17 protein-coding genes are annotated in these 23,797 nt (G+C 38.2%); 9 read left to right on the top strand and 8 right to left on the bottom strand.

Annotated features, from left to right (window positions below):
* Window positions 1-2: 2 nt before the first annotated feature.
* The 5 genes from LVD47_RS18470 (at window position 3) to LVD47_RS18490 (ending at window position 7,349) form a co-directional block, all read left to right on the top strand.
* On the top strand, window positions 3-1,415 hold the full coding sequence (locus LVD47_RS18470) for a SusD/RagB family nutrient-binding outer membrane lipoprotein (protein WP_236979553.1): 1,413 nt from the start codon (window positions 3-5) through the stop codon (window positions 1,413-1,415).
* Window positions 1,416-1,507: 92 nt separating this feature from the next.
* Window positions 1,508-3,007, top strand: a complete 1,500-nt coding sequence (locus tag LVD47_RS18475; RefSeq protein ID WP_236979554.1) for a BNR-4 repeat-containing protein — start codon at window positions 1,508-1,510, stop codon at window positions 3,005-3,007.
* Window positions 3,008-3,296: 289 nt separating this feature from the next.
* The gene (locus LVD47_RS18480; protein ID WP_236979556.1) at window positions 3,297-3,497 is read left to right on the top strand and encodes a hypothetical protein; all 201 of its coding nucleotides are present in this window, start codon (window positions 3,297-3,299) and stop codon (window positions 3,495-3,497) included.
* Window positions 3,469-4,428, top strand: a complete 960-nt coding sequence (locus tag LVD47_RS18485; protein WP_236979559.1) for a sulfatase-like hydrolase/transferase — start codon at window positions 3,469-3,471, stop codon at window positions 4,426-4,428. The genes LVD47_RS18480 and LVD47_RS18485 overlap by 29 nt, the downstream gene beginning before the upstream one ends.
* Window positions 4,429-4,673: 245 nt before the next feature.
* On the top strand, window positions 4,674-7,349 hold the full coding sequence (locus tag LVD47_RS18490) for a heparinase II/III family protein (protein WP_236979561.1): 2,676 nt from the start codon (window positions 4,674-4,676) through the stop codon (window positions 7,347-7,349).
* A gap of 374 nt (window positions 7,350-7,723) precedes the next feature.
* Here LVD47_RS18490 and lipA read toward each other — a convergent pair whose 3' ends face one another.
* Together lipA and LVD47_RS18500 are read right to left on the bottom strand one after the other, a co-directional pair.
* Window positions 7,724-8,587, bottom strand: a complete 864-nt coding sequence (gene lipA, locus LVD47_RS18495) for a lipoyl synthase (RefSeq protein ID WP_236979563.1) — start codon at window positions 8,585-8,587, stop codon at window positions 7,724-7,726.
* A gap of 225 nt (window positions 8,588-8,812) precedes the next feature.
* Window positions 8,813-9,607 (bottom strand): hypothetical protein, encoded by a 795-nt coding sequence (locus LVD47_RS18500; RefSeq protein ID WP_236979565.1) that lies wholly within the window; start codon window positions 9,605-9,607, stop codon window positions 8,813-8,815.
* A 144-nt stretch (window positions 9,608-9,751) separates the two neighbouring features.
* On the opposite strand from LVD47_RS18500, the gene LVD47_RS18505 reads away from it, so the two are divergent.
* From LVD47_RS18505 to LVD47_RS18520, 4 genes are all read left to right on the top strand, one after another.
* Window positions 9,752-11,248 carry a sodium:solute symporter gene (locus LVD47_RS18505; RefSeq protein ID WP_236979566.1) on the top strand — a complete coding sequence of 499 codons (1,497 nt, stop codon included), beginning with the start codon at window positions 9,752-9,754 and terminating at the stop codon, window positions 11,246-11,248.
* 579 nt (window positions 11,249-11,827) lie between these two features.
* Window positions 11,828-14,695: an excinuclease ABC subunit UvrA gene (uvrA, locus tag LVD47_RS18510; RefSeq protein WP_369427824.1), complete on the top strand. Its 2,868-nt coding sequence runs from the start codon at window positions 11,828-11,830 to the stop codon at window positions 14,693-14,695.
* Window positions 14,696-15,176: 481 nt separating this feature from the next.
* Window positions 15,177-16,715 carry a GH3 auxin-responsive promoter family protein gene (locus tag LVD47_RS18515; RefSeq protein ID WP_236979568.1) on the top strand — a complete coding sequence of 513 codons (1,539 nt, stop codon included), beginning with the start codon at window positions 15,177-15,179 and terminating at the stop codon, window positions 16,713-16,715.
* Entirely contained in the window at window positions 16,705-17,004 is a 300-nt protein-coding gene (locus LVD47_RS18520) for a hypothetical protein (protein WP_236979569.1), read from the top strand. Before LVD47_RS18515 ends, LVD47_RS18520 begins: the two co-directional genes overlap by 11 nt.
* 426 nt (window positions 17,005-17,430) lie before the next feature.
* Here the strand turns inward: LVD47_RS18520 and LVD47_RS18525 are convergent, their stop codons facing one another.
* The 6 genes from LVD47_RS18525 to LVD47_RS18550 all read right to left on the bottom strand — a co-directional run bounded on the left by LVD47_RS18525 (window position 17,431) and on the right by LVD47_RS18550 (window position 23,648).
* Window positions 17,431-18,522: a metallophosphoesterase gene (locus LVD47_RS18525; RefSeq protein ID WP_236979570.1), complete on the bottom strand. Its 1,092-nt coding sequence runs from the start codon at window positions 18,520-18,522 to the stop codon at window positions 17,431-17,433.
* 205 nt (window positions 18,523-18,727) lie between these two features.
* Complete coding sequence (locus LVD47_RS18530; RefSeq protein ID WP_236979572.1) at window positions 18,728-19,555, bottom strand: PI-PLC domain-containing protein; 828 nt, start codon at window positions 19,553-19,555, stop codon at window positions 18,728-18,730.
* 57 nt (window positions 19,556-19,612) lie between these two features.
* Window positions 19,613-20,605, bottom strand: a complete 993-nt coding sequence (locus LVD47_RS18535; protein WP_236979574.1) for a bile acid:sodium symporter family protein — start codon at window positions 20,603-20,605, stop codon at window positions 19,613-19,615.
* A 2-nt stretch (window positions 20,606-20,607) separates the two neighbouring features.
* On the bottom strand, window positions 20,608-21,513 hold the full coding sequence (locus LVD47_RS18540) for a dihydrodipicolinate synthase family protein (RefSeq protein ID WP_236979575.1): 906 nt from the start codon (window positions 21,511-21,513) through the stop codon (window positions 20,608-20,610).
* Window positions 21,494-22,426, bottom strand: coding sequence for a 4-hydroxy-tetrahydrodipicolinate synthase (gene dapA, locus LVD47_RS18545; protein ID WP_236979576.1), 933 nt, complete (start codon window positions 22,424-22,426; stop codon window positions 21,494-21,496). Before dapA ends, LVD47_RS18540 begins: the two co-directional genes overlap by 20 nt.
* Window positions 22,427-22,433: 7 nt before the next feature.
* The gene (locus LVD47_RS18550; protein WP_236979577.1) at window positions 22,434-23,648 is read right to left on the bottom strand and encodes an exo-alpha-sialidase; all 1,215 of its coding nucleotides are present in this window, start codon (window positions 23,646-23,648) and stop codon (window positions 22,434-22,436) included.
* Window positions 23,649-23,797 lie beyond the last annotated feature (149 nt).

Consider the following 23,797-nt stretch of genomic DNA (forward strand, 5'->3'; position numbering starts at 1 on the left):
TCATGAAAAACACAATATATTTCGTTTTTATATGGCTTATTGTCTTCGGACTCAGTGGTTGCAGTGAAGACAAACTAGATGAAATTAATAAAAACCCAAACGCTCCAACAGATGTGCCTATATCTTTATTGCTACCTCATGCCATAATAAATACTATTTCCGGAATAGCCGGAGACGGTGCCGGGGAATTTGCTTGTTTTTTTGTCGAACATAATACAAATGTTCATTTAAACCAAAGACTGCCAAATAATGTAAATAATACAGTTTGGTCCCGAGTTTATCCAAATTTAAATGATTTGCAAACCATTATTGAAAAAGGATCTGAAGGTGGTAGTGAAGAAGGGCAGTTCGTAGCAGTAGGTATCGCCAAAATTTTATATGCATATACCTTAAGTGTTGGAACCGACTTGTTCGGAGACATGCCTCATTCCGAAGCATTAAAAGGAAGCCTGGATCGTTCGCCGATATTTGATGACCAGGAAACCATTTATACTTTCATGCAGCAATTTTTGGATCAGGCTATCGCAGATCTTGAAAAACCATCCATAGGAAATGTTCAAGGCACGGATTTGATTTTTCACGGAAATACGGAAATGTGGAAAAAAACAGCCTATGCATTAAAAGCACGTTTGTACAACCGGCTTAGCAATATTAATCCCAATTCTTCCGCCCAGGACGCTTTAAACTCTTTGCACCAGGCATACCTCTTACCGGAAGAAGGGTTCATATTTGATGGCTATCTTACCGGGAATACAAATGACAACCCATGGACCGGCTGGCAAAAGAGTGAACAAACCTATGCCGTAAGTCAAACTTTTGTGGATTTGGTAATGAGTTTTTCTGAAAGTAGCTTAATCGATCCAAGAGCTGAAAAGTGGTTCACAAAAATAGATGGGGAATTTGTAGGAGCTCCCAGTGGGGAAGCACAATCTGACTTAACTCATTCTACTTATTCGGCACCATCCCCCCAAACAGTGTTATTCGACGAAGCACCTCAACCTATAATCACCTATGATGAGATGAAATTCATTGAAGCAGAAGCAAATTTACGATTAGGAAATGCCCAGGAGGCAAATTCAGCATATGAAGAAGCAGTGATCGAGGCATGTCGCAGATCCGGTATTTCGGAGGAAGATATTAATGCATATACAAACCAGGGAACGGTTTTCCCCGGTGAAAGTGGGTTAACTTTGGATCATATCATAAAACAAAAGTATATTTCCTTCTGGATGTTTCAGTCATTGGAAGCTTATAATGATCAGCGAAGAACGGGAATTCCCGAAATGAATGATCCAAGAGGAACGCCACTGAGACTGCCTTATCCTCCTTCTGAAGTAAACAGGAATCGCAACACACCTTCGGACATCAATGATATTACTATTTACGAAAAGCCTGTATGGTGGGCAAAAGACTAGTCCATATTTTTGTTTGACTAAAGGATCTATTTTATACGCTTTACTTATTTCGACTCCATACATTTTATAACTCAATCAAAATCAAACACTTGATGAATAATCTTTTATATCTTTTAAGTGCAATTTCTTTTCTGAGTATTGTACAATGTACTTCTCAAAAAAAAGATTCGCGAGAACAGAGTGTCACAAACAAAGAAGCGGTCCATCCCGATCTGGTAAAAAATGAAGGTATACTACATAACACCAAACTTGATGGGTATCGGGGCATTTGGTACATGAACCAGCCATTGGAAAATGAGTATAAATTCAAATATAGTGGTGGACTTGGTACGTATTGTGCAAAACATAACCCCTTTGCTATATATCGTCCCGAAGTCAATAAAACTTTTTTCTGCTATGGGGGCACTGATCCTGAAAATTCCACCCTATTGCATATGGTATCCTATTATGATCATACCACAGGAAAAGTTCCCAGGCCTACACTTCTACTGGATAAACAAACCACAGATGCTCACGACAATCCGGTCATTTCGATAGATGAAGAGGGATATATTTATATTTTTTCCACCAGTCATGGTACATCACGTCCATCCTATATACATAGAAGTAAAGAGCCGTATGATATTAATTTCTTTGAAAAGATAGAGGCCAACAAATTGGAAGAAGATAAAAGAGTTCCTATGACCAATTTTTCTTATATGCAAAGTTGGTATTTACCGGGAAATGGATTTGTGAATTTCTTTACCAGATATAACTATCCGGCAGCGCGGACCATTTGTTTTATGACCAGTCCCGACGGTGAAAACTGGTCGGAGTGGAAACGCATTGCAGCCATTAAAAAAGGCCATTACCAGATTTCAGCCATCGGACAGGACATTGCCGGTTCCGCATTTAATTTTCACCCTGACACTCAGGAAAAGAACGGCTTAAACTGGAGGACAAATCTATATTATGTAGAAACATCTGATTTTGGAAAAACATGGCAATCGGCAGATGGAACAAAACTAAAGCTACCGCTTACTGAAATAGAAAATCCGGCCCTGATTTATGATTATTACAACGAAGGTCTGAATGTATACATGAAAGATATTACTTATGACCAGGAAAATCATCCGGTAATTCTTTATATTACTTCGAAAGGCTTTGAAGCCGGTCCGAAAAATGATCCGCGAACATGGCGAACGGCCCGATGGAATGGTGAAGAATGGATTATCAGAGATATAACCACTTCAGATAATAACTATGACATGGGATCATTGTATATTGAAAAAGACGGTACCTGGAAAATCATTGCCCCTACCGAAACCGGACCACAGCCTTATAATCCAGGTGGTGAGGTCGCATTATGGGAAAGTAAAGATCAGGGAAATTCTTGGTCCAGAATTAAACAAATGACAAAGAACAGTAGCTTTAACCATTCTTATGTCCGAAGGCCACTAAATGCCCATCCGGATTTCTATGGATTTTGGGCAGACGGGCACGGTAGACAAAAGTCTAAATCAAGATTATACATCAGTAATAAAAATGGTGATGTTTTTATGTTGCCACCTGTAATGGAAAATAAAGCTGAAAAGCCAGTAAAAATACAATAACAATAATATTTGATACAAATTCTAAATCTAATATCCTCTTCATCGCCGTATATGATCTCAGGCCCCAACTCGGGGCCTATGGAGAGGATTATATGGTGACGCCGCACATGGATCAACTAGCCAGGGCAGAAAGGTTGTTTACGAACCACTATATTACGGTTCCTTCCTTCGGGCCATAGCGGTATTCTTTATTGACAGGTCAATACCCTACAAGTACTGATGACTCAACAACAACAATATCTTTTACAATGCCACAGCCGGGAAGCCAAAAGGGGAAAGACCCGAATCAATGGCGGAATCTTTCCGCAGAAACGAGTATTTTACGGTCGGCATGGGGAAAATCAATCATTCCGCTGACGGTTTTGTATACGGCTATACGGATCCTCTATCCGATGTCAGGGAATTAACCCACAACTGGGATGCATTTCATTTCAACGCCGGAAAATGGAAAACAGGGTGGAATGCATTTTTTTGCCTACGCCGGTGGTGAAATCCACAAAAGCCTGGATCGGCAGGTAAAACCTTACGAATCAGGACCTAATGGTGATAATAACTATCCTGACGGATTGACGGCAGAAGTGGCAGTAGAAAAATTACGAGAACTAAAAGAAAAAGCAGAACCATTCTTTATGGCTGTGGGATTTTTCAAGCCCCACCTTCCCTTTACATCTCCACAAGAATACTGGAATTTATATGATGAAGAAAATTTACCATTGACAAACTCTCACGAAATACCAAAGAACACCCACAAAGCCAGCCTTCAGGAAAGCGGTGAGTTCAATGGATATAGACAAGGAGAAGAAAAAGCGGGATTGAGTCACGAATTGAGTGATTCCTACGCCCGCAAAGTGAGGCATGCGTATTTTGCTGCCACCAGTTACGTAGATGCCCAAGTAGGTAAAGTAATAGAAGCTTTGGAGAAAAATGGCCTGGCAGATAATACAGTTATCGTCTTGTGGGGTGACCATGGATGGCATCTTGGAGACCACAGGGTATGGGGAAAACATACATTATCCGAATATGCACTGCGTAGTGCACTCATAGTTAAAACCCCGGGTATCACTGCCCCGGGAACCCCTTCAAATGCTATAGTCGAAACGGTTGATATCTACCCCACTTTAATGGACCTTACCAACCAGGAAATACCAGATTATCTGGAAGGTAAATCATTTGAAAATATTCTACGAGATCCTAATGCCAACTCCGATAGTACCGCTTTTAGTTACTTCCGGAAAGGTATTACAATGCGGACCCCGCGCTATCGGTTGACAAAGTATTTCAGGGACGAACATCCCGACACGGAATTATATGACTATAAGACTGATCCCTTTGAAACCCAAAACATTGCTGAAGATAATTCTGACATAGTCAACTCCTTGATGAGAAAGTTGGAAAAAGGAAATACAGGATTGTATAACTAACCTGAGCTCGACGGATAGTTATACGGAAGAAGAATATACAAGGAAGCGTCCTAATGCTATATCGGGATAAAAGAAAAGAACGCAGTAGATTCAACTTCTCGATCCAAACTTGAGATTCAGTGCTATTAATAGATCCAAGAATAAAATATTGAATTTGATATTGAAGGGTCTTTAGCTGCGGATTCTCATTGCCAGTACCTAAACCATTGAATAAATCCTTATATTACCAATTCAAAGAGAGTTGTATGAAAAAATATCAGTGGTTACCTACCGAATACAATAGAAGAAGATTTATTGTAAATGCTTTAAAAATAATGGGTGGAATGGTAATTAGCCCTCCATGGCCTTTTTTGACTTCTCACAAGGAAAATGCTAATTTCACAGAACCTCTCCATGACTGGTCACTTTGGGAAGAATTTCGGGATGAAATAAACCATCCTGCCCTTTCAATCAAAGAAATCGATCTTAACAATGCCCTGGAGAATATAAAAAATCATACCTGGGCGAAAAACTACTTAAACAATATAGTAAGAAAAGCAAACCATCATTTAAAAGTACTTGAAAACTATGACCTGGAACTGCTTATAGAAGAAACAACCCCGGGTGATCCCTTGTGGACTCCCTGCCCTTCATGCAGAGAAAAAGGGAATCCTGTTCATCCACATGGTAGTTGGCAATGGAATATTTTGGCCCCTGATCAGTTAAAATGTAAAGTTTGTTCTGAGGTATTCCCCCATACGGATTATCCGGAAGATAAAGTATTAAAAACTTCCTGGGGAAAGCCCCAAACAATAACTTATTACGGTGGTGAGACATTTACCATTTTTGGCTTTAAACAAGGGTTACCCAGCTTCACTGCCAATATAAGGTCACGTAAAGTCCAGTGGGCTGCTGACGCTTCTCGAACATTAGCCGAAGCCTATTTACTTACCAAAGAAGACCGATATGCACAAAAAACTAAAGAATTACTATTGAGATTGGCTTCTTGTTATCCTAATTGGTTAGTTCATGTAGGTTATGGAGAATATGCAGATATGGATCCCAAAGAAGCAGCACTCCATATCAATGAACTACCACAACCGGAAATCACCCCTCCACCAAACCATCCAGATTACAAACTATGGACGGGATTCTGGAGTGCCGGAAGAGCGAGTGGGGTAGGTTTGGAATCAGATTTTATCCGTAAAGTTGTTGAGGCTTATGATTTTACCTGTGAAGCGAGGACCGAGGATAATCGACTCGTTTATTATTCACAAGACAAAACAAAAATCGAAAAGGATCTACTACTGGAAAGCACAGTACTCCTGGTATGTGATAAAAAAATCAATAATAAATCTGTAAGTAATAGGACCGCTGTGGCCCTGGTTGGCATCTGTGTGGGACATCCGGAATTAGTCCGATTTGGGTTAGAAGGGTTTGAAAAAACCGTATATGAGTGGTTTTTATCAGATGGCGCTACCAGTGAATCCCCCTTTTATGGGTTAATGACGTTAGGCGGTATTTGGGATCTTGTCCAGGCGACCCGAAATTACAGTGACCCAAAAGGATTTACAGATAAGAATGGCAGTAGGATTGACCATTTAAACGTATATAAAGATCCCCAATTTGGTAAAATTTGGCAAGCTTTTTATATGGGATTGCAAGGAGATTTATCTTATCCTTCATACGCTGACTCCTTTCCTGGATTGAAATTAGATTCTTCATATGTAGAATTAATGGCAGCTAATTACCCCAATCATCCGGAATACCTGGCACTTCTAAAAGAAATTTGCGGGAATGATTTATCAAAACCGAGCGGCCCGGTCCCGGAAGAATATTACCAAGACGGCGAAGCAGAACTTCAGATGATTTCGCTGGAGCTTCCCTATGATCTCGCAAAACCCCAAAGTCCATCATCTTTCCCGCTCTATTACAGAAAGCCGGAAATCAATAATAAATCAACCCCCGAATTAAAGTTTGAAAGCTGGAATCCACCTGACCTCCGAATAGCTCATTTACGCACCGGCACTCATGGCAGGGAAAGTTTGGTTTTACTAAGTGCGAGCCATTGGGGAATTCACCATGAAAAAGATTCTTTGAATATCTCCTACTGGAAGAACGGTGTAGAAATACTTTCAGACCTGGGATATTTATGGGATCACCCTTTAAAACCAAATAATATACGGACTTTAGCTCACAATACCGTTTTGATTGACGAAAAGGAACAGATTGGAAAAGGAAGGAAAGGGGAAATATCAATATTTCAAACCTCCAAAAATGTACGGTTTGCTGAAGCCAACTCTGCTGCTTACGATCAAATAAAAACCTACAACCGAAAATCAGTAATTATTGACCACGGAAATGGCCAAAATTATTTAATTGATGTTTTTGATGTAGAAGGAGGTCAAATTCAAGATTATGTATTTCACATAAATGATCTAAATTGGACAACATCTGGCCCTTCTTTAAATCCCACTACAGATCAACTATATGATTTCAAGAATATAAAGTCTTTACCTACAGACCAGGTTATAAGGTTAAATTGGCAAAATAAAAACATGAATTGTCAGGCATGGATCGTACCACATACTAAGGAAAAGATGTTTATCGGGGAAGGATGGGGACAAAGGGATTGGGAAGATTCCGACATTGGGAGAACTATACCCTATATAGTTCGCAGAACCAGTGGGCAAGGGATAAAAACATTTATTTCATTATTCGAAGGACAAATTTCTCAAAACCCTATTGTAAAAAGCCTGGAGTATATAAAGGAACAATCTTTATTAAAAGTAGAAACAGGACTGGGAACAGATTATATATCCTGGTCGCTCCATAAAAAACCGATTGTAATAAATGAAGAAGATATTAGCTTGGAAGGTGTTGGCAAGGTAGCTGTTATTTCAACAAAAAAAGGGGAAGTTGTTTGGTCCTTTATCGCTTAATAAAAACCGGTTCGAATCTGTATTCTATTATAGAAAAATTAGTGAATATCTTATTGCATACTTTTAAAAAAAGACATGGCAAAATATCTCACATAGGATTTTAAAATTATTACAGGTACTACTTCAATCACAAAAGAAGACTTGATAAATGCTTCCGATAAGCAAAATTGGGAGTTTGCCAGACAAAAGGGTACATAATTATAGCTCAAGATTTAGACTTTAACGTTCTAATTACACTCTATGATGTCACCCTCAATTTTTTTGAAATTAAGGTAGGGGATGTAAAGACAAAGGTCATCTTAGAATTATTGCCTCATTAAGAAAACGAAATCAATTCCTTTATGAATGATAAAAATTCTGGGAACTTAGAAATTTCAAATATGCCTTTCCGCATGATATGAAGATCTCACCAACGGAGCACTTTCCACAAAGTCAAATCCCATTTTATACCCTTCTTCCTTATAAAATTCAAAAGTATCAGGATGGATGAATTCTGCCACTTCCATATGCATTTTAGTTGGTTGAAGGTATTGTCCGATAGTCATTACATCACAACCGTGAGCGACCAGGTCTTCCATGATTTGTAATACTTCGTCCCGGGTCTCGCCAAGTCCCACCATAATTCCTGATTTAGTGCGCTTACCGTAATCTTTCGTTCTTTGAATCTGGTCAAGGCTCCTCTGGTATTTGGCTTGTGGTCGAACCAATCTGTACAATCGCTCCACCGTCTCCATATTATGCGATACCACTTCCTGCCCAGCACTGATCATTCGCTCCAGGGCCGACCATGTAGAACGTACATCGGGAATCAGCGTCTCTATAGTGGTCTCCGGGCTTTTCTCTTTTACTGCACGGACAGTTTGATACCAGATCTCGGCACCCCGGTCCTTCAATTCGTCCCGGTTCACTGAAGTGAGTACTGCGTGTTTTACCTGCATTAAGGCAATGGCCTCCGCGACCCTTTCCGGCTCACCTTCATCATATTCCGGAGGCCTTCCGGTCTTGACCGCACAAAACGAACATGATCGGGTACATACGTTACCCAATATCATAAAAGTAGCAGTACCTGCTCCCCAACACTCTCCCATATTGGGACAATTACCACTTTGGCAAATAGTGTGCAATTGATACTTATCAACTAAATTCCGGACTTTTTTATAGTTTTCACCGATTGGTAACTTAACTCTCAACCAATCGGGACGTTTTTTCCTTTTCTCAACTACAGGTAGATCAATCATAGAAACATTTTTTTTGATCATTCAATTGTTCATGCAGACCGAATGCGTCTACAATTTTACAAGCTTTCCTTTAAATATACGAATTCTTGCCAGGGAATAACAATGGGATTGATGAATAAGTTTAAAAAAGCATCATTGAAGAACACTAAAAACCAATTGTAAAAAATCTAAATTTCCGATTCTCTATAGAAATACTTGTTGTAAAGACGGTATGCCATTTTGATCTTACTGCCTTCGCCCAAATTGCAAGGCCACATAAAAATTCAGGAAGAAAGGTTTATCAGATTGGTCTACCATTAGAGGTATGGACGAAAAATAAAAATCCAGCATTAAACCAACTTCCGTAGAAAGGATAGTTCTGGGGTCCTGGCCCCAATCAAAAACCAACCCACCCTGGGCGTGGATTCCAGGTGTAAATTGCATTTCACCCAGACCATAACGAAAAGGGGATTTACCAAAAATATCTTCGTCGTTGAGGAATTTTTCCCGGTTCTCTTCGGTATATTTGATGTGTTCGAAATCCCTCCCAAAAAATCCATCCGTCTCTTCTACTACCTGGATATAATAAGGCTTAAGCAATCCCGCAGAAATTCCATATCGATAAGTATATCCTACCTGGACGCTTTTCACAGGACCCTTTTCACTTAAATAAACTCTTTTGCCCTTTGAAGCTCGTAGGGTATAAAATGAATTTTGTTTCCCGTAGGAATAGTTTTTATAAAATCCGCGACTTATACTAGATTTCAAAGCCTGAATTCCACTGCTTAATTCTTTGGGATGTCGAATTTGACCAATTTCAAATTGGAAGTAATCATTGGTATAGAAATTAGGTATGGTACCAAAACTATATCCCAATTGAAATCCAACTGGGGAAAGTTTTAGATTGACCTGACGGGTTTTAGTGAAAATTTCCTGCTTGGATGGTTGTTCCGGTTTCGGCCAACGTATTGCCTGGGAAGTAGCTTCCAAACTAAATCCTAATAGAAAAAGGCAACACAAATATTTTAAAAACCGATCCATGCGTCTCTAATTAAGGTTCATACAATTTACAAAATTTTTTGCAATTCTTTTTAAAACATTGATATTATATTCGCAAATATGTTATTACTCACGGAAGTAGCTTACTAGCAAATGTTTAAACTACTTCAAAAAAGATCAACTCACATGATTTCACCCTGGGTCGTATTAGCTGTAGTAGGAGTTTATTTCTCCGTACTCATTATAATTTCCCGAATCACATCCAGAAATTCTGGAAATGAGGACTTTTTTATAGGTAACAGAGAATCCCCCTGGTATGTTGTAGCTTTTGGAATGATTGGGGCTACTTTATCAGGCGTTACCTTTATCAGTGTGCCTGGATGGGTGGGGGATTCCCAATTTTCCTACCTCCAAATGGCCATAGGATACATTTTTGGCTATTTGGTAATAGCATACGTTCTGATGCCTACCTATTATAAGCTGGGTCTTACCTCAATATATGGATATCTGGATCAGCGTTTTGGTGTAAGTAGTTACAAAACCGGAGCCGCGTACTTCCTTTTATCAAGGGTAATTGGTGCGTCTTTCAGGTTGTTTTTAGTAGCCATTGTACTGCAACAGTATTTAATGACACCTCTTGGCGTACCTTTTTGGATAACAGTTGCATTAACCATTATATTAATATGGGTATATACTTCAAAGGGAGGGATAAAAACCATTATATGGACCGACACCATACAAACCCTAAGTATCATTTTGGTCCTCATTGCAACCATAATATCAATCATGGGATTTTTTGATTGGGGAATAAGGGATATGGTTACAGCAGTTTCCACAAGTGAAAACTCTCAAATTTTCTTCTTTGATGGGGGCTGGTCCGACCCAAATAACTTCTGGAAACAATTTCTTTCTGGAATGTTCATTACCATAGTCATGACTGGTCTGGACCAGGATATGATGCAAAAAAACCTTAGCATAAGAAGTATCGGTGATGCCCAAAAGAATATGAATACTTTCAACATAGTCCTCTTTTTTGTCATATTATTATTCCTCATTATGGGTGCATTGTTGTATATGTATGCAGAAGCCAATGGCATTGGAATACCCAATCGAATCGTAGGGGATGAAGCTGTTCCTTCTACAGATCTTTTATTCCCTACCATTGCCATGGAACATCTGGGTCCGGCAGTGGGTGTTTTATTTTTAATAGGACTAATAGCAGCGGCCTATAGTTCTGCAGATTCTGCCCTTACCTCCCTGACTACTTCATTTTGCATTGACTTTCTGAATTTTGAAAAAAGTGAGGCTACAGACAAGAAGAAAGAACAAACACGAAAAATTGTACATGTATCTTTTTCAATATTACTGTTTATTGCTATTCAAATTTTCTGGTGGATTAATGACGAAGCCGTTATTTCGTCATTGTTCAAAGTAGCGGGATATACATATGGACCGCTTTTAGGCCTTTTTGCTTTTGGATTTTACAGCAAAAGGACCATTGTAGACAAATGGGCACCTGTCATTTGTGTTTTGGCTCCTGTTCTGAGTTTTATTTTAAATCTCAATTCCGAAAAATGGTTAAACGGATACCAGTTTGGATTTGAACTTCTCCTGGTAAACGGAGCCCTGACCATTATCGGGTTATTTATTGTAAGTAGGAAAGTGCCTAAAGTACAAAGTTAATTTGAGTGCCTAAAGTTTGAAGTTATAAGCACTTAAAGTTTAGCTGAGCACGAAAATATAGTATATATGAATAAGGATATTGATTGTATACTTGATCACTAAATTCATTATTGTTTTGCTTCTTTTAATAAAGAATTTCCTTCCTGGTTTTGTGCCTAAAAGGGTATGGACCATAGGATTCAAACTACATCAATACCGCGAACCACTTAGAGCTTACAGCCTTCCACAATAAAATCTAAAATGTCTTTACAATATACAGACCAAATCCCTTACTTTTGTAGTTTTTACCTGAGTTCGTTGAATATTTAGGTTTCAGACCGCTTGAGAATAGTAAGTTCCGTCTATCCAGGGTGATTATATAGTGGACTATTTAGAGCCCATTATTGGAAGAAGATCGCTGTTTTCAATTGGCCAACAAATTCCGAATGATTTCGGGATGAGGTAAAAAGCTTGAAGAGGACCGGCGCATATACGGCGTTGTCTCCCTTGCTTTATTCCGATAAAGCTGCAGGAATCCGCCTTGCACATTCACTTTCCTCTCCATCTGAACCTATAACTATTCCTCAAACCCAGATTATTATTGAACTCAAACTCAGTACATTGAAAGAACAGGAATTTATAAAAGTCACTGGTGCCAGGGAAAACAACCTGAAGAACCTCGATGTCAATATTCCTCGTAATAAATTCGTAGTTATTACCGGAATTAGTGGCAGTGGCAAATCATCCCTGGCTTTCGATACCATATATGCTGAAGGACAACGCCGCTATATGGAAACCTTTGGTATTTATGCCCGGCAATTCATTGGGAAAATGGAACGGCCGGACGTTGACCAAATCACGGGTTTGAGTCCGGTTATTTCGATTGAACAAAAAACAAGTGGTTGGAACCCCAGGTCTACTGTGGGTACTATAACGGAACTTTACGATCTTTTTCGCCTCCTTTTTGCCCGAATTGGTGAAGCATACTCCTGGAAGTCCGGGAAAAAAATGAAAAAGTTCACGGAGAATGAAATAATCGACCAGATGTACGAAGAACACATCAACAGAAAAATCGTTATTTTAGCTCCTGTAGTAAGAGGCCGAAAAGGTCACTACCGCGAATTGTTTGACCAAATCCGTAAACAAGGTTTTACCAAAGTACGTATAGATGGTGAAATACAGGAGCTCAAAAAGGGATTAAAAGTAGAACGGTATAAGATACACGATATAGAAGTGGTAATTGACCGAATCAAGGTTATCGAGGAACGAAGGGATCGGTTGGAAAATTCTATTGCTTCTGCTCTTCGAATGGGCGAAGGCCTGATTTTTATTCATGATATAGAATCCGATACCATCAATAGGTTTAGCAAAGACCTGATGGATATGGAAGGCGGAATTTCTTACGAAGACCCTTCTCCCAATACATTTTCCTTTAATTCCCCTTATGGAGCATGTCCCAGGTGTAATGGACTGGGCTATTTAAATGAAGTAGACATCTCAAAAGTCATCCCGGATGATTCTATATCTATAAGTAAAGGGGGAATAGCCCCTTTCGGGGAACGCAGGGAAAACCGGACATTTGAACAATTAAAGGCCATAGCCAAAAAATATAAGTTCACACTTGGTACTCCCGTCAGGGAAATACCTGAGAAAGCTATGGAAATTATCCTGCATGGTGGAGGAGATGATTTGGAATTGGGACTCACCAACAATTACTCTGATTATTCACTGGCAGCCGAAGGAATAATAAAAATGTTAGAGAGATGGTACGATGATACTTCTTCTGAGAAAATCCGTAAGTGGGCAGAAGAATTCATGACATTAAATACTTGCAGTGATTGTGGAGGGTACCGGCTAAAAAAGGAATCATTACATTTCAAAATTGCTGAGAACCACATTGGCGAAGTAGCTACGCTCGACCTCGATGAACTTTCACTGTGGTTAAAGAGGTTGCCAGAGCAACTCAATGAGAAACAAAAGTTAATCGGGACCGAAGTATTAAAAGAGATCAATACTCGACTCCATTTTCTATTAGATGTCGGGCTGGATTACTTATCGCTTAACAGGCCTGCAAGATCCTTGTCTGGAGGGGAATCACAGCGGACGCGGCTGGCCAATCAAATAGGCTCCCAATTAAGCGGAATAACCTATATTATGGACGAACCCTCCATAGGACTTCATCAACGGGATAATCACCGACTGATCAAAGCTCTAAAAAACTTAACCAAATCCGACAACACCGTGTTGGTGGTAGAACATGATGAAGACATTATGATGGCTTCGGACTATCTGATAGATATTGGTCCCGGTGCAGGTAAACTGGGTGGCGAAATCGTAGCGGAAGGTAGCCCGGAAGAAGTGAGATTATCACATAAAAGCCTGACAGGAAAATACCTGGCTGGAGAGGTGGAAATTTCCATTCCGAAAGAAAGGAGAAAAGGAAATGGTTTATATCTCGAAATAGAAGGTGCAACCGGCCACAACCTAAAAGAAGTCAACGTAAAAATCCCTCTCAATACCCTTACTTGTGTAACCGGGGTTTCTGGTAGTGGGAAATCGAGCTTAATCAATGAAACCCTTTACCCTATTCTTCGAAAACATTTTTATAATAGTCTAAAAGACCCGCTTCCCTACAAAAGCATTTCCGGAATCGACCACATTGACAAAGTTGTTGATATTGATCAATCACCAATAGGACGAACGCCAAGATCCAACCCTGCTACATACACAAAAGTGTTTACGGATATTCGAAAATTATTTGCCGAAGTACCGGAAGCAAAAATCCGTGGCTATAAAATTGGCCGCTTTTCTTTCAATGTAAAAGGCGGAAGATGTGAAGATTGCAAAGGCGCAGGAATGAAAGAAATTGAAATGAATTTTATTCCCAATGTATATGTTGAATGCCCTACTTGCTTTGGGAACAGATTCAACCGCGAGACACTGGAAATTCAATATAAGGGGAAAACCATTAGTGATGTTCTCAAAATGACTGTAGACGATGCTGTTGATTTTTTTGAACCAGTCCCAAAAGTCTTTCGTAAATTAAAAACAATTCAGGATGTTGGTCTGGGTTATATTTCCCTGGGCCAATCTGCAACATCCCTTTCAGGGGGAGAAGCGCAACGCGTAAAATTAGCTGAAGAATTGTCAAAAAGGGATACCGGAAAAACCCTTTATATTCTTGATGAACCGACAACAGGCCTTCATTTCGAAGATATCGCACGGTTGTTACAGGTCGTTCAGAAACTGGTAAGCAAGGGGAATACTTTCATAATTATTGAGCACAATTTGGATGTTATCAAAACTGCAGACCATATCATTGATATAGGACCCGAAGGAGGGCGCCACGGTGGAAGAATTGTGGCTGAAGGTACCCCGGAACAAGTATCTGAAGTCGAAGAAAGCAAAACATCTGTATTTTTGAAACAAATTTTAACACCGAAAACTGCTGAAGCCAAACAAGATTGACCAGACTGTCAATACCCATACCATAAGTAATTGAAAATTTGATTTTAGTCCTTCTTTAGCCTATAAAGATCACTCATTTTCCGGACAGATGTTTAAACTTGAACCTAATATCCGTGGATCCAAAATAGATGTTGAGGTATCGCTAGCAGACTAGCTATATAGTATTCACTACGAGATAATTACACATCTAAGACAAGACCTCAGTTCCAGACCATCTTCCCAATTGAGTGATGAATATTTTGTCGTACCACAAAATGCTTCCATTGGGACAATATCTGGGGGACGTGTCGCAACCTGACATATATCCGACAGGAGTCTAACCCTGGCCCGTAAGATGAAAATCAATTAGTTACTTCCCATTGTAACCTTTATTCCTAAGGCTGTCTGGAATAAAGCAGTTGAGGCCGTTGTAACATCCAATCCAATATTCCCTGATAATTGAAAACTTTTCTTATCATTGTATTGTCACCTATACGCAGAAATGAAAGGTTTAATAAACAAAACGCTTAAACTATTTTTAAAATCGAGGTACAATGCATTAAAAAATGCTTTTGAAAATCCTTTGGATACCCAGCAAGAGTTATTTGAATACCTAATAGATACTGCAGCACATACCGAATGGGGACGAAAATATCGCTACAATGATATAAAAAATTATAATACCTTCCGGCAAAGAGTACCTGTGTCGGATTACGAAGACCTAAAACCCTGGATATCTCGAATGATGTATGGGGAAAAAGATATTTTATGGCCCGGAAAAGTAAAATGGTTTTCAAAATCAAGCGGTACTACCAGCGACAAATCAAAGTTTATCCCCGTTTCAGAAGAAAACTTCGATGGTTGTCATAAGAAAGGAACCTGGGATACCATAGCTATTATGTATCATAACAATCCGGACATACAACTTTTTGAGAAAAAAAGCTTAATACTGGGTGGCTCCTTATCTCATTTCAATCCTCATCCCGAAACTATATATGGAGATGTATCGGCCATTATGATTACGAATATGCCATTGATCGGACGTCCTTTTTACACCCCTGACGTAAAGGTTGCCATAATGGACGATTGGGAAAAGAAATTAGAACTCACCGCAGAATTAACTATCAAAGATAAAGATATAGCATCTATCGGTGGTGTCCCTACCTGGAATTTGGTCCTTTTTCGTAGGATCATGGAGAAAACAGGCGCAAAAAACATGTTGGAAGTATGGCCCAAACTCCGTATTTATATTCATGGCGGGGTAAATTTTGCTCCTTATAAATCTCAATTTCAAAAGCTAATACCGCGTGATGACTTCATATTCCAGGAGGTATATAATGCGTCAGAAGGGTATTTTGGCACTCAACTTTCTCCAGATCAAAAGGACCTGTTATTGTTGACAGACAACGGGGTCTTCTACGAATTTATCCCTAAGGACGAAATTGATCATAAAAATCCTACCGTGCTTTCCCTGAAAGAAGTAGAAGTTGGGAAGATTTATGCCCTGTTGATATCCACTAATGCCGGGTTGTGGAGATATAAAATCGGGGATACCGTCCAGTTCACTGGTAAGAATCCATATACCTTCAAGATTGTCGGCAGGACAAAACAATTTATCAATGCGTTTGGTGAAGAAGTGATGGTCCACAATACGGATACGGCTTTAAGCAGTGTTAGTGAAAAATTAAATTGCCTTATTAAAGATTATTCAGTAGCTCCCGTTTATCTGGATGACAATCAAAAAGGACAACACGAATGGTTAATTGAATTTGAAAAAGAACCGGAGAATCTCAAACAATTCGAAATAGAACTTGACCGGGAATTGCAACAGTTAAATTCCGATTATGAAGCTAAAAGAGCCAAAAATCTGGCATTGGAACTATTGAGTGTAAAATCCTTGCCAAAAGGAACGTTTGAAGGATGGCTTAAATACAAAAACCGACAGGGGGCCCAGGTCAAGGTTCCACGCTTATCCAATGACAGGAAATATGTAAAAGACATTTTAGATTACCTCCAAATCGAACATTCCAATGGACTATGACCTTTTGCGAAATTCTTTTCAAATTGAAAAAGGGAGTAAAGAAATTTCTGAGGAAGAATTATTGGAAATGCTCACCGGGAGGATATCATCCATGATCGATGAAAATACCGATTTATTATTTAGTCTTTTGTATCGCCTGGATATTAGCGAGGCTAAAATTAAGAAAGTCATTGACCGACAAAAGGACGAATCCATATCCCGGGGATTAGCCAAATTGGTATTGGAACGACAAAAAGAACGATTGCGTACAAAAGCAAAGTATCGCTCGGATGATTTTTATTTTGAATAACATTTTTCGAAAGTTGTAACTTTTACAATATTAGTCTGTCATAAAACTTGTAGAAATTAATATATCAAGCGCATTCGAATCCGTATATACCAAAAATTAAGTATGTGATGCATATCAGCTCTTTTTCCAGATAGCTATCAATTGATTAAACCAGATAAGTCATTTTAAATGAGAGCTTCTTTAAAAACCTCCTAATAGCCCAGATATAACAATGTTATTTCCTTCGCTCTCATCAAAATACAATGTAAGATTTTGCAATAGCCTTTAATCTCTAGGAGGTATAATTCAACTTTTTCTCCGTGTAAAATATATGATATGGTTCTATTTATAGATAAAGTTATTAACCTAATTTCCATCCAGACAGATATTAGCATTTATCATCTTTCGTTCACTAACACCCCATAACATTTTAGATCAAAAAAGGATTTACTTTTTCATAAAAGGCTCAAAATCAACTGACAATTTAAAATTATGCATTTTTGGATCCGGAACGACTTTCGAATTATACATTATTTTATTCTTTAAAGTGTTAAAAGTAACTACTTCAATTTCACTTTTATTTGGATAAAACCGATATAATCGCAAAGGTCCAGGTTTTACCATATAATCACTTAAAAGTATATCAACTCGATTACCACTTTCACCATATTGATTTATATACATGGAATTTGTTCGACTTTGATCTCCACAAAAAACTAATTTAAGATTCTTATGCCTTGCAAAAAGCTTTTCCCACAATTCCTGAGCAGAATTACCTCTTTCACCATGAATTTTCACCCATTTCATTATTCCTTTCGGATCTGTATAATACCCTTTGCGCTCCAAGGGTTTTTCTAATGGTCCCAAAACCATATGGGATGTGATTATTGCAAATCGGTCTTTATATTGATCCATTACGTCATTAGCCCATTCAATAACATTATTTGGAGCATTACACTCAATATGAAGGATTACAAAATCAATGCCATTGGCAGAAAATAATTGAAAACTATTAGCATTATTTCCTGAGATACCAGGATCACTAATAGTTTCATTAAAATAGCCTCCATACCAACTAAATTTATCAAACCTCTTTGCCGGAAAATATTTTTGAAACAATGATGAATTCCCTTTTAGAGTCATATCGTGGTTTCCAACTGCTACCCCATAAGGTACCAGACCATGAATTAAATCCATATTTTCACGTGCAATTTTCCACTGATCATCATTGTTCTTATCTACTATATCTCCTACATGACTTACGAAAACTATATTTTGTCGATCAATATTTTTTGCTATCCATTGTGTTTGGGATAAAAACACAGGATTTGTCACCGCCTCTTTACTGTCAGGTTCCTTTTTTGTCCCTTTTCCAAAATATTCCTGAGTATCGGGAATAACTACTATACTAAAACCACCTTCTGATATATTTTTTAACCGGTCGTCTTTCTGAACTTGACCTATAACTTGATAGCTACACCCAGTATTTAAAATAATAACGATAAACCAAATTTGATAAAAGTTTAAATATTTAAACATTACTAATTAATTGAGTTCGTCTAAAGTACGCAGATATAGATATATACTCTTTTTAAATTAATGTTAATTCGAATTTTACAACAATATGATACATGTTAATGCTATTCCCATACAATTGAAATAAACTATAAATACTAATTAAATTGAAGAACCTTTCAACTAAAGCATCGTTAAAATTATTTGCTAAACACCTTTCTCGAAAACTTCACGTTCCCAAATAATTCACCAATCTTTCCACATCATCCGTCCCGATAATATCCACTCCGTTTTCCAGGAGTAAATCCCAAAAAGCCTCAGTATCCCGATTTCCCCAAAAACGAAGCTTTAGTCCAGCGCTATGAACTCTTCCTACGATTTTTCTTATTTTTTCCTGTTCACTCGGAGGACACTCCCCTATACCATTCCAGTTTCCTATCACTCTGTACGAAGAACTGACTATAAAAACCTTGTCGCGTAATGATGCTTGCTCACTAGCATATATCGGATCGGTTAACCGTCCGTCGATATATACATTCTCCGGTAAATAAAGCCAACTATCCGGTTCCGGGCGATTACCACTTATGACAATTTTTACAGGCTTTCGGGTATCGAACACGTCCGGATTTTCTTCGTAAACATCCAGTATCCAATCCATTACAGCATTCCTTTCATTTTTGATATCAAACATAACAGCCAGGTCAAGAGCAGTATCCGGGTAAGGGTAGCTGTTATTCTCTTTCATCAAATGTTTGAGTGGTTTCAAGTACTTTTCTTCGAATGATATGGGTTTTTCGAGTTCGGACGGATCATGGGCCACTACTACTTTCCCTTCATGATAGTACAAATCAACCTCAATTATTCCTACTTTATGGTTAAATGCATTCCAAAACGGTTCTTCTTTTTGGTAATCGTTGTGGGAGTGGATGGATTGGGGAGATAATTCCGGGTTTTGGCCGTTCAATACAATGGATAGTGAAAGAATAAAGAGAGTTGTGAGAAAGTGGGTAGTTTGCATGGTGAGTGGTTTGGTCGGTGAAATAAAATTAAGGTTCAAAGGAATTATTTTCTCTCCTTAATTTTTTTTTATAAAAATATTTACATTCTAAGTTAGTCAAGTTTTGTTGGCTTTTCCCCAAAAAGAAGCTAATATTGAACCAACAAATGCGCTCCACGGCCCATATATAGCAGAACCGAGTGCCGCCCTTACACTTTCTAAAACTTCAAATGCAATACCCGTTGCCATACCACCATTTTGAATGCCAACTTCAATTGAAATTGTCCTTGCTTCAATTTTGCTATATCCCAAAAATCTTGTACAATAGTAACCTAGTAGATAGCCACCTGCATTTTGGCATAAGATAGCAAAGAATATAGTAACTCCAATTTCCAATATATCGTCAATAGACAATGCAATAGTGATAGCTATTATTAAACATATGCAAAGCATAGCTACCGAAGGTAAAACTCTTTTAATTTGGGTTGAAAATTTCGGGAAAATCCCATTTAGTGTTATCCCTAAAATCAAAGGAAGTAGAACCAGCTTCAAGATTGAAAAGAACATTGCACTAAACTCAATATTCACAAAACTTCCCGAGAGTAATTTCATTGCAATCGGCGTTAAAAAAGGTGACAGCAAAGTTGAAACGGCAGTTACAGAAATGGAAAGTGCAACGTTTGCTTTTGACAAATAAGCTATCACATTGGAACTTACTCCTCCCGGGCAAGAACCGATTAAAACTAAACCAACTGCAATTTCATCAGGCAGTTGAAATATTCCCGCAAAGGCAAAACCGGACAGGGGCATAATCATATATTGCAATCCAATCCCGATTAATATTAACTTCGGTTTGTGAAAAACCCGAACTAAGTCCTTAATTGTTAAAGTTGTCCCCATTCCCAAAAGAATAATCTGAACCATGGGTCCTATAAAAGACTTAAGTTGAAAGTCTCCCCAAGAGATAAAAGAAGATGGAAAAATAAATGCAAATAAAGCAAATGCACTTGCTAAAAATGTAAATCTAAACCTTTCAATTTTCCTAAAAAAAAGACTACCTATTGCTGCCGCAATAAACAGAAACCCCAATAATAACATTAAAAAATGCATAACTATAGACTCAGCGCATTAATTCGTGAATGAGCCTTTTCTAATTGAAACTTCATATCTACTAGTAGATCATTATCTGGCACACCAAGTGGATGTCTCGAAAAACCACCTGATCTACCTTGCAAATTGACAAGTGCTTTGACCTTACTTGGATAGGGTTTAATAAAATATGACATGACTACAGGAAGTAATATTTTCTGAATTTTTATAGCTTTTAAATAATCACCATTTCTAAAAGCATTCCATTGTAGTAGACAGGCTTCTGGCATTACTGTGGCTAAAGCAGAAATCATTCCACAAGCCCCCGATGCATAGCACCCAAATAACAATTGATCGCATGCAGCAAAAACTCTGAAATTGTTGTCTGACAAACTTACTAATTCTGCTAGCTTTATAGGTTCTACTTGCTTTATTCCTATTACCCAATCTAACTTTGAAATTTTCAAAAACTCAACTGGGGTTATTAAATTAGATTGCACAACATTATAGATAATTATTGGCATTCTTAATTCATCGCTCAACTGTCGAAAAAATTCAAAATTCTCTCTTTCGGTTGCACCATGGTAAAATACAGGTGTTATCAAAAGTACATCTACTCCTATTGTTTTTAGGGCTTTGCCTACTTCAATAACATCAGAAGTTGCATTTTTGATGATTCCTCCATAGACAGGAATACTTTTATCATTACATTCTACAAGCAGTTCATTGCACCGAATGATTTCAGAATTAGTGAGCATTGCACCCTCTCCAGTACTCCCACCTACACTGATGCCTTGAATCCCATAGTCTAACAAATATCTGGCCTCTTTTTTAAAAGATTCTTCATCCAATTTACCTTCCACATCAAATGGGACAACCATAGGTGGAATTATACCGCCTAAACTCTCACTAAGCTCCAACACTGGCATTACTTGATAATATTTTAAGGGTTCTATTTACATTTTCAATTTCCTCTTCGTTTCCACCAGACAAAGGTAGCCGGGGTCTACCTGCATCAATATCATTGAGAAGTAGCGCCTCCTTCCACAAAGCAGCAGGGTTTATTCTAGAGTTTTGTCCCATGACCCTTAGAACTGGAAACAAATTGCGCTGCATTTCTGCTGCAGTATCTACTTTCCCTTTCAAAAATAAATTGATCATTTCACGTATTCTATTTCCAAATAAATGTGACGCTCCACTTACAACACCGCCTATTCGAGAGCTCCCTCCTTGGGCATAAGTTTCAAGAATCATGGTATCATCTCCATTGTAAATAATAAAATCCTCAGGTGTGCTATTTAGGTAAGTTGTAATTTGCTTTGGGTTGAGTTCTGCCTCATCTTTTATAGCTACTATATTTTCAATTTTAGCCAATTTTCCTAACGTCCCGGGATCAATGTTAACCCCTGTGAATATCGGTATATTATAAAGGATTATAGGAATGCCTACGGAATCAGCAACTTTAGTAAAATGATTCAATATTTCCTTTTGAGTGGGCTTTGTAAAATAGGGTGCAATTACCATAGCAGCTTGAAAGCCCATAGCCTCTGCAGATTGCGTCAAATTAATTGTCTCGATTGTTGAAATACAACCTGTCCCTGCAATCAAGGGAATTTCATTGTAGCAATCCTCTTTGACAGCCTGAAATAAACTTAGTCGTTCATTAAATGTCATAGAAAAAAATTCACCAGTCGTGCCTGATAAAATAATTGAATCAGCATTACCAGATGAAATTAAATATCTAGCTAATTGTCTTGCCTTTTCCAAATCCAGAGATTGATCTTCTCTAAATGGAGTAAGCATTGGTACTAAAATCTTACCAAATGTTTTTTGTAAGTTCATTTATATATTATTTTAATTTTTCTATTGAAATGATGGCTAATTCAGCAGAATTATTATTTAAAAGTTGCCTTCCTTCCCCTTTTCGTCCTTGCTTTCCACCATCATTTGAATACACGACATATAAAGATCCATCATGTTCAATGGCGTACGGATAAGCTAATTTAACTTTAGGATGTGATTCAACTTCTTCACCCAACAAAACTGCATCTCTAATCTTGAATATTTTAGAAAATTCCTTTTCACCTGGTCTACTAATGGCAATTGTAAGTGGCCGCCTATCATTCCCTGAATTACTTGTAGTGCTGGATATTAAATACCGTTGACCTGTGGATAAAATTCCAGCATATGGTTTAGTGGCAGCCATGGGCATGTTACTTGGTTTTAGTTTTGTCCAGGTCTCGCCAAAATCACGACTAAAAGATACCCACGCCAATGGATGTGAATAATTTTCAACTTTAGGCGTATTAAAGCTAGAACGTGCAATTAGTAATATATCAGAAGAATCCACTATTATACTTGACTCGCCCCATATATTAGCATCTGTTGGGATCTTTATTACTGACCATTTTTTCGTAATATCACTATTATTACAAATAGCAACTGCTGGTGGGTTCCCGTTTCCAACAGAAAATCCTGCCATGATAATATTACCATTTTTCATTTTAACAGGTTCTTGAAGGGGCCAAAATCCATCTTCCGCAATAATACCCCTGGAAGACCATGTATTTGTGCTTTTATTCCACTTAAAAGCTCGTGTATGAACATTGTTTAATTCACCGTCAAAGGAACCCATCAATGACCACATGGAATTCTTATCCGAATAAAATACTCCGTGACTAATAGCTCCATTTTCTAATGGCTTACCGACGGGAATGAGGGTATCAAAAGATTTCAAGTTTTTAGATTGATAAGAATTTGCAACTTCTCCTGCTGTATTCTCTACCCCTTTATTATGACCAAATGAAACAAACCATGAATTCTCAAAATTAGCAATTGCTACTCCATGAAGAAATCTATAGCCATCGCTTTCTGGTTCATATTTTTTAATAGTCCTAAATTCAACATCTTTAATCTGTCGAATCTCCTCCTTACTTGGAACTTCTTGATACTTCCATATTTTTATTAATTCCTCTTCAGTTACAGTTCCCTGCCCGCATAGAAAGTTGAAGTTAGATATAAATAGGGATAGTAATAGACCCCATTGTAAATTACAATAGTACATAATTATGTTATTTAAAGAATTTATAAATTCGCCCCCCTTAACTCAGAAATTAGTAGATGTTTTTAGCCAGTCGTCGAGTAAACCCGGGCATCTCAGCCCGAGATTCTCACAGAACCGTACGTGACAGTCTCCCGTCATACGGCTCTTAT

The organism is Membranihabitans maritimus, from assembly GCF_021729145.1.
GTDB classification, from domain to species: domain Bacteria; phylum Bacteroidota; class Bacteroidia; order Chitinophagales; family Saprospiraceae; genus Membranihabitans; species Membranihabitans maritimus.

Bases quoted from the DNA above. Each gene is read 5' to 3' on its own strand.
- LVD47_RS18470 (WP_236979553.1), top strand. From the start codon at position 3: ATGAAAAACACAATATATTTCGTTTTTATATGGCTTATTGTCTTCGGA.
- LVD47_RS18475 (WP_236979554.1), top strand. From the start codon at position 1,508: ATGAATAATCTTTTATATCTTTTAAGTGCAATTTCTTTTCTGAGTATT.
- LVD47_RS18480 (WP_236979556.1), top strand. From the start codon at position 3,297: ATGGCGGAATCTTTCCGCAGAAACGAGTATTTTACGGTCGGCATGGGG.
- LVD47_RS18485 (WP_236979559.1), top strand. From the start codon at position 3,469: ATGCATTTTTTTGCCTACGCCGGTGGTGAAATCCACAAAAGCCTGGAT.
- LVD47_RS18490 (WP_236979561.1), top strand. From the start codon at position 4,674: ATGAAAAAATATCAGTGGTTACCTACCGAATACAATAGAAGAAGATTT.
- lipA (WP_236979563.1), bottom strand. From the start codon at position 8,587: ATGATTGATCTACCTGTAGTTGAGAAAAGGAAAAAACGTCCCGATTGG.
- LVD47_RS18500 (WP_236979565.1), bottom strand. From the start codon at position 9,607: ATGGATCGGTTTTTAAAATATTTGTGTTGCCTTTTTCTATTAGGATTT.
- LVD47_RS18505 (WP_236979566.1), top strand. From the start codon at position 9,752: ATGATTTCACCCTGGGTCGTATTAGCTGTAGTAGGAGTTTATTTCTCC.
- LVD47_RS18515 (WP_236979568.1), top strand. From the start codon at position 15,177: ATGAAAGGTTTAATAAACAAAACGCTTAAACTATTTTTAAAATCGAGG.
- LVD47_RS18520 (WP_236979569.1), top strand. From the start codon at position 16,705: ATGGACTATGACCTTTTGCGAAATTCTTTTCAAATTGAAAAAGGGAGT.
- LVD47_RS18525 (WP_236979570.1), bottom strand. From the start codon at position 18,522: ATGTTTAAATATTTAAACTTTTATCAAATTTGGTTTATCGTTATTATT.
- LVD47_RS18535 (WP_236979574.1), bottom strand. From the start codon at position 20,605: ATGCATTTTTTAATGTTATTATTGGGGTTTCTGTTTATTGCGGCAGCA.
- LVD47_RS18540 (WP_236979575.1), bottom strand. From the start codon at position 21,513: ATGCCAGTGTTGGAGCTTAGTGAGAGTTTAGGCGGTATAATTCCACCT.
- dapA (WP_236979576.1), bottom strand. From the start codon at position 22,426: ATGAACTTACAAAAAACATTTGGTAAGATTTTAGTACCAATGCTTACT.
- LVD47_RS18550 (WP_236979577.1), bottom strand. From the start codon at position 23,648: ATGTACTATTGTAATTTACAATGGGGTCTATTACTATCCCTATTTATA.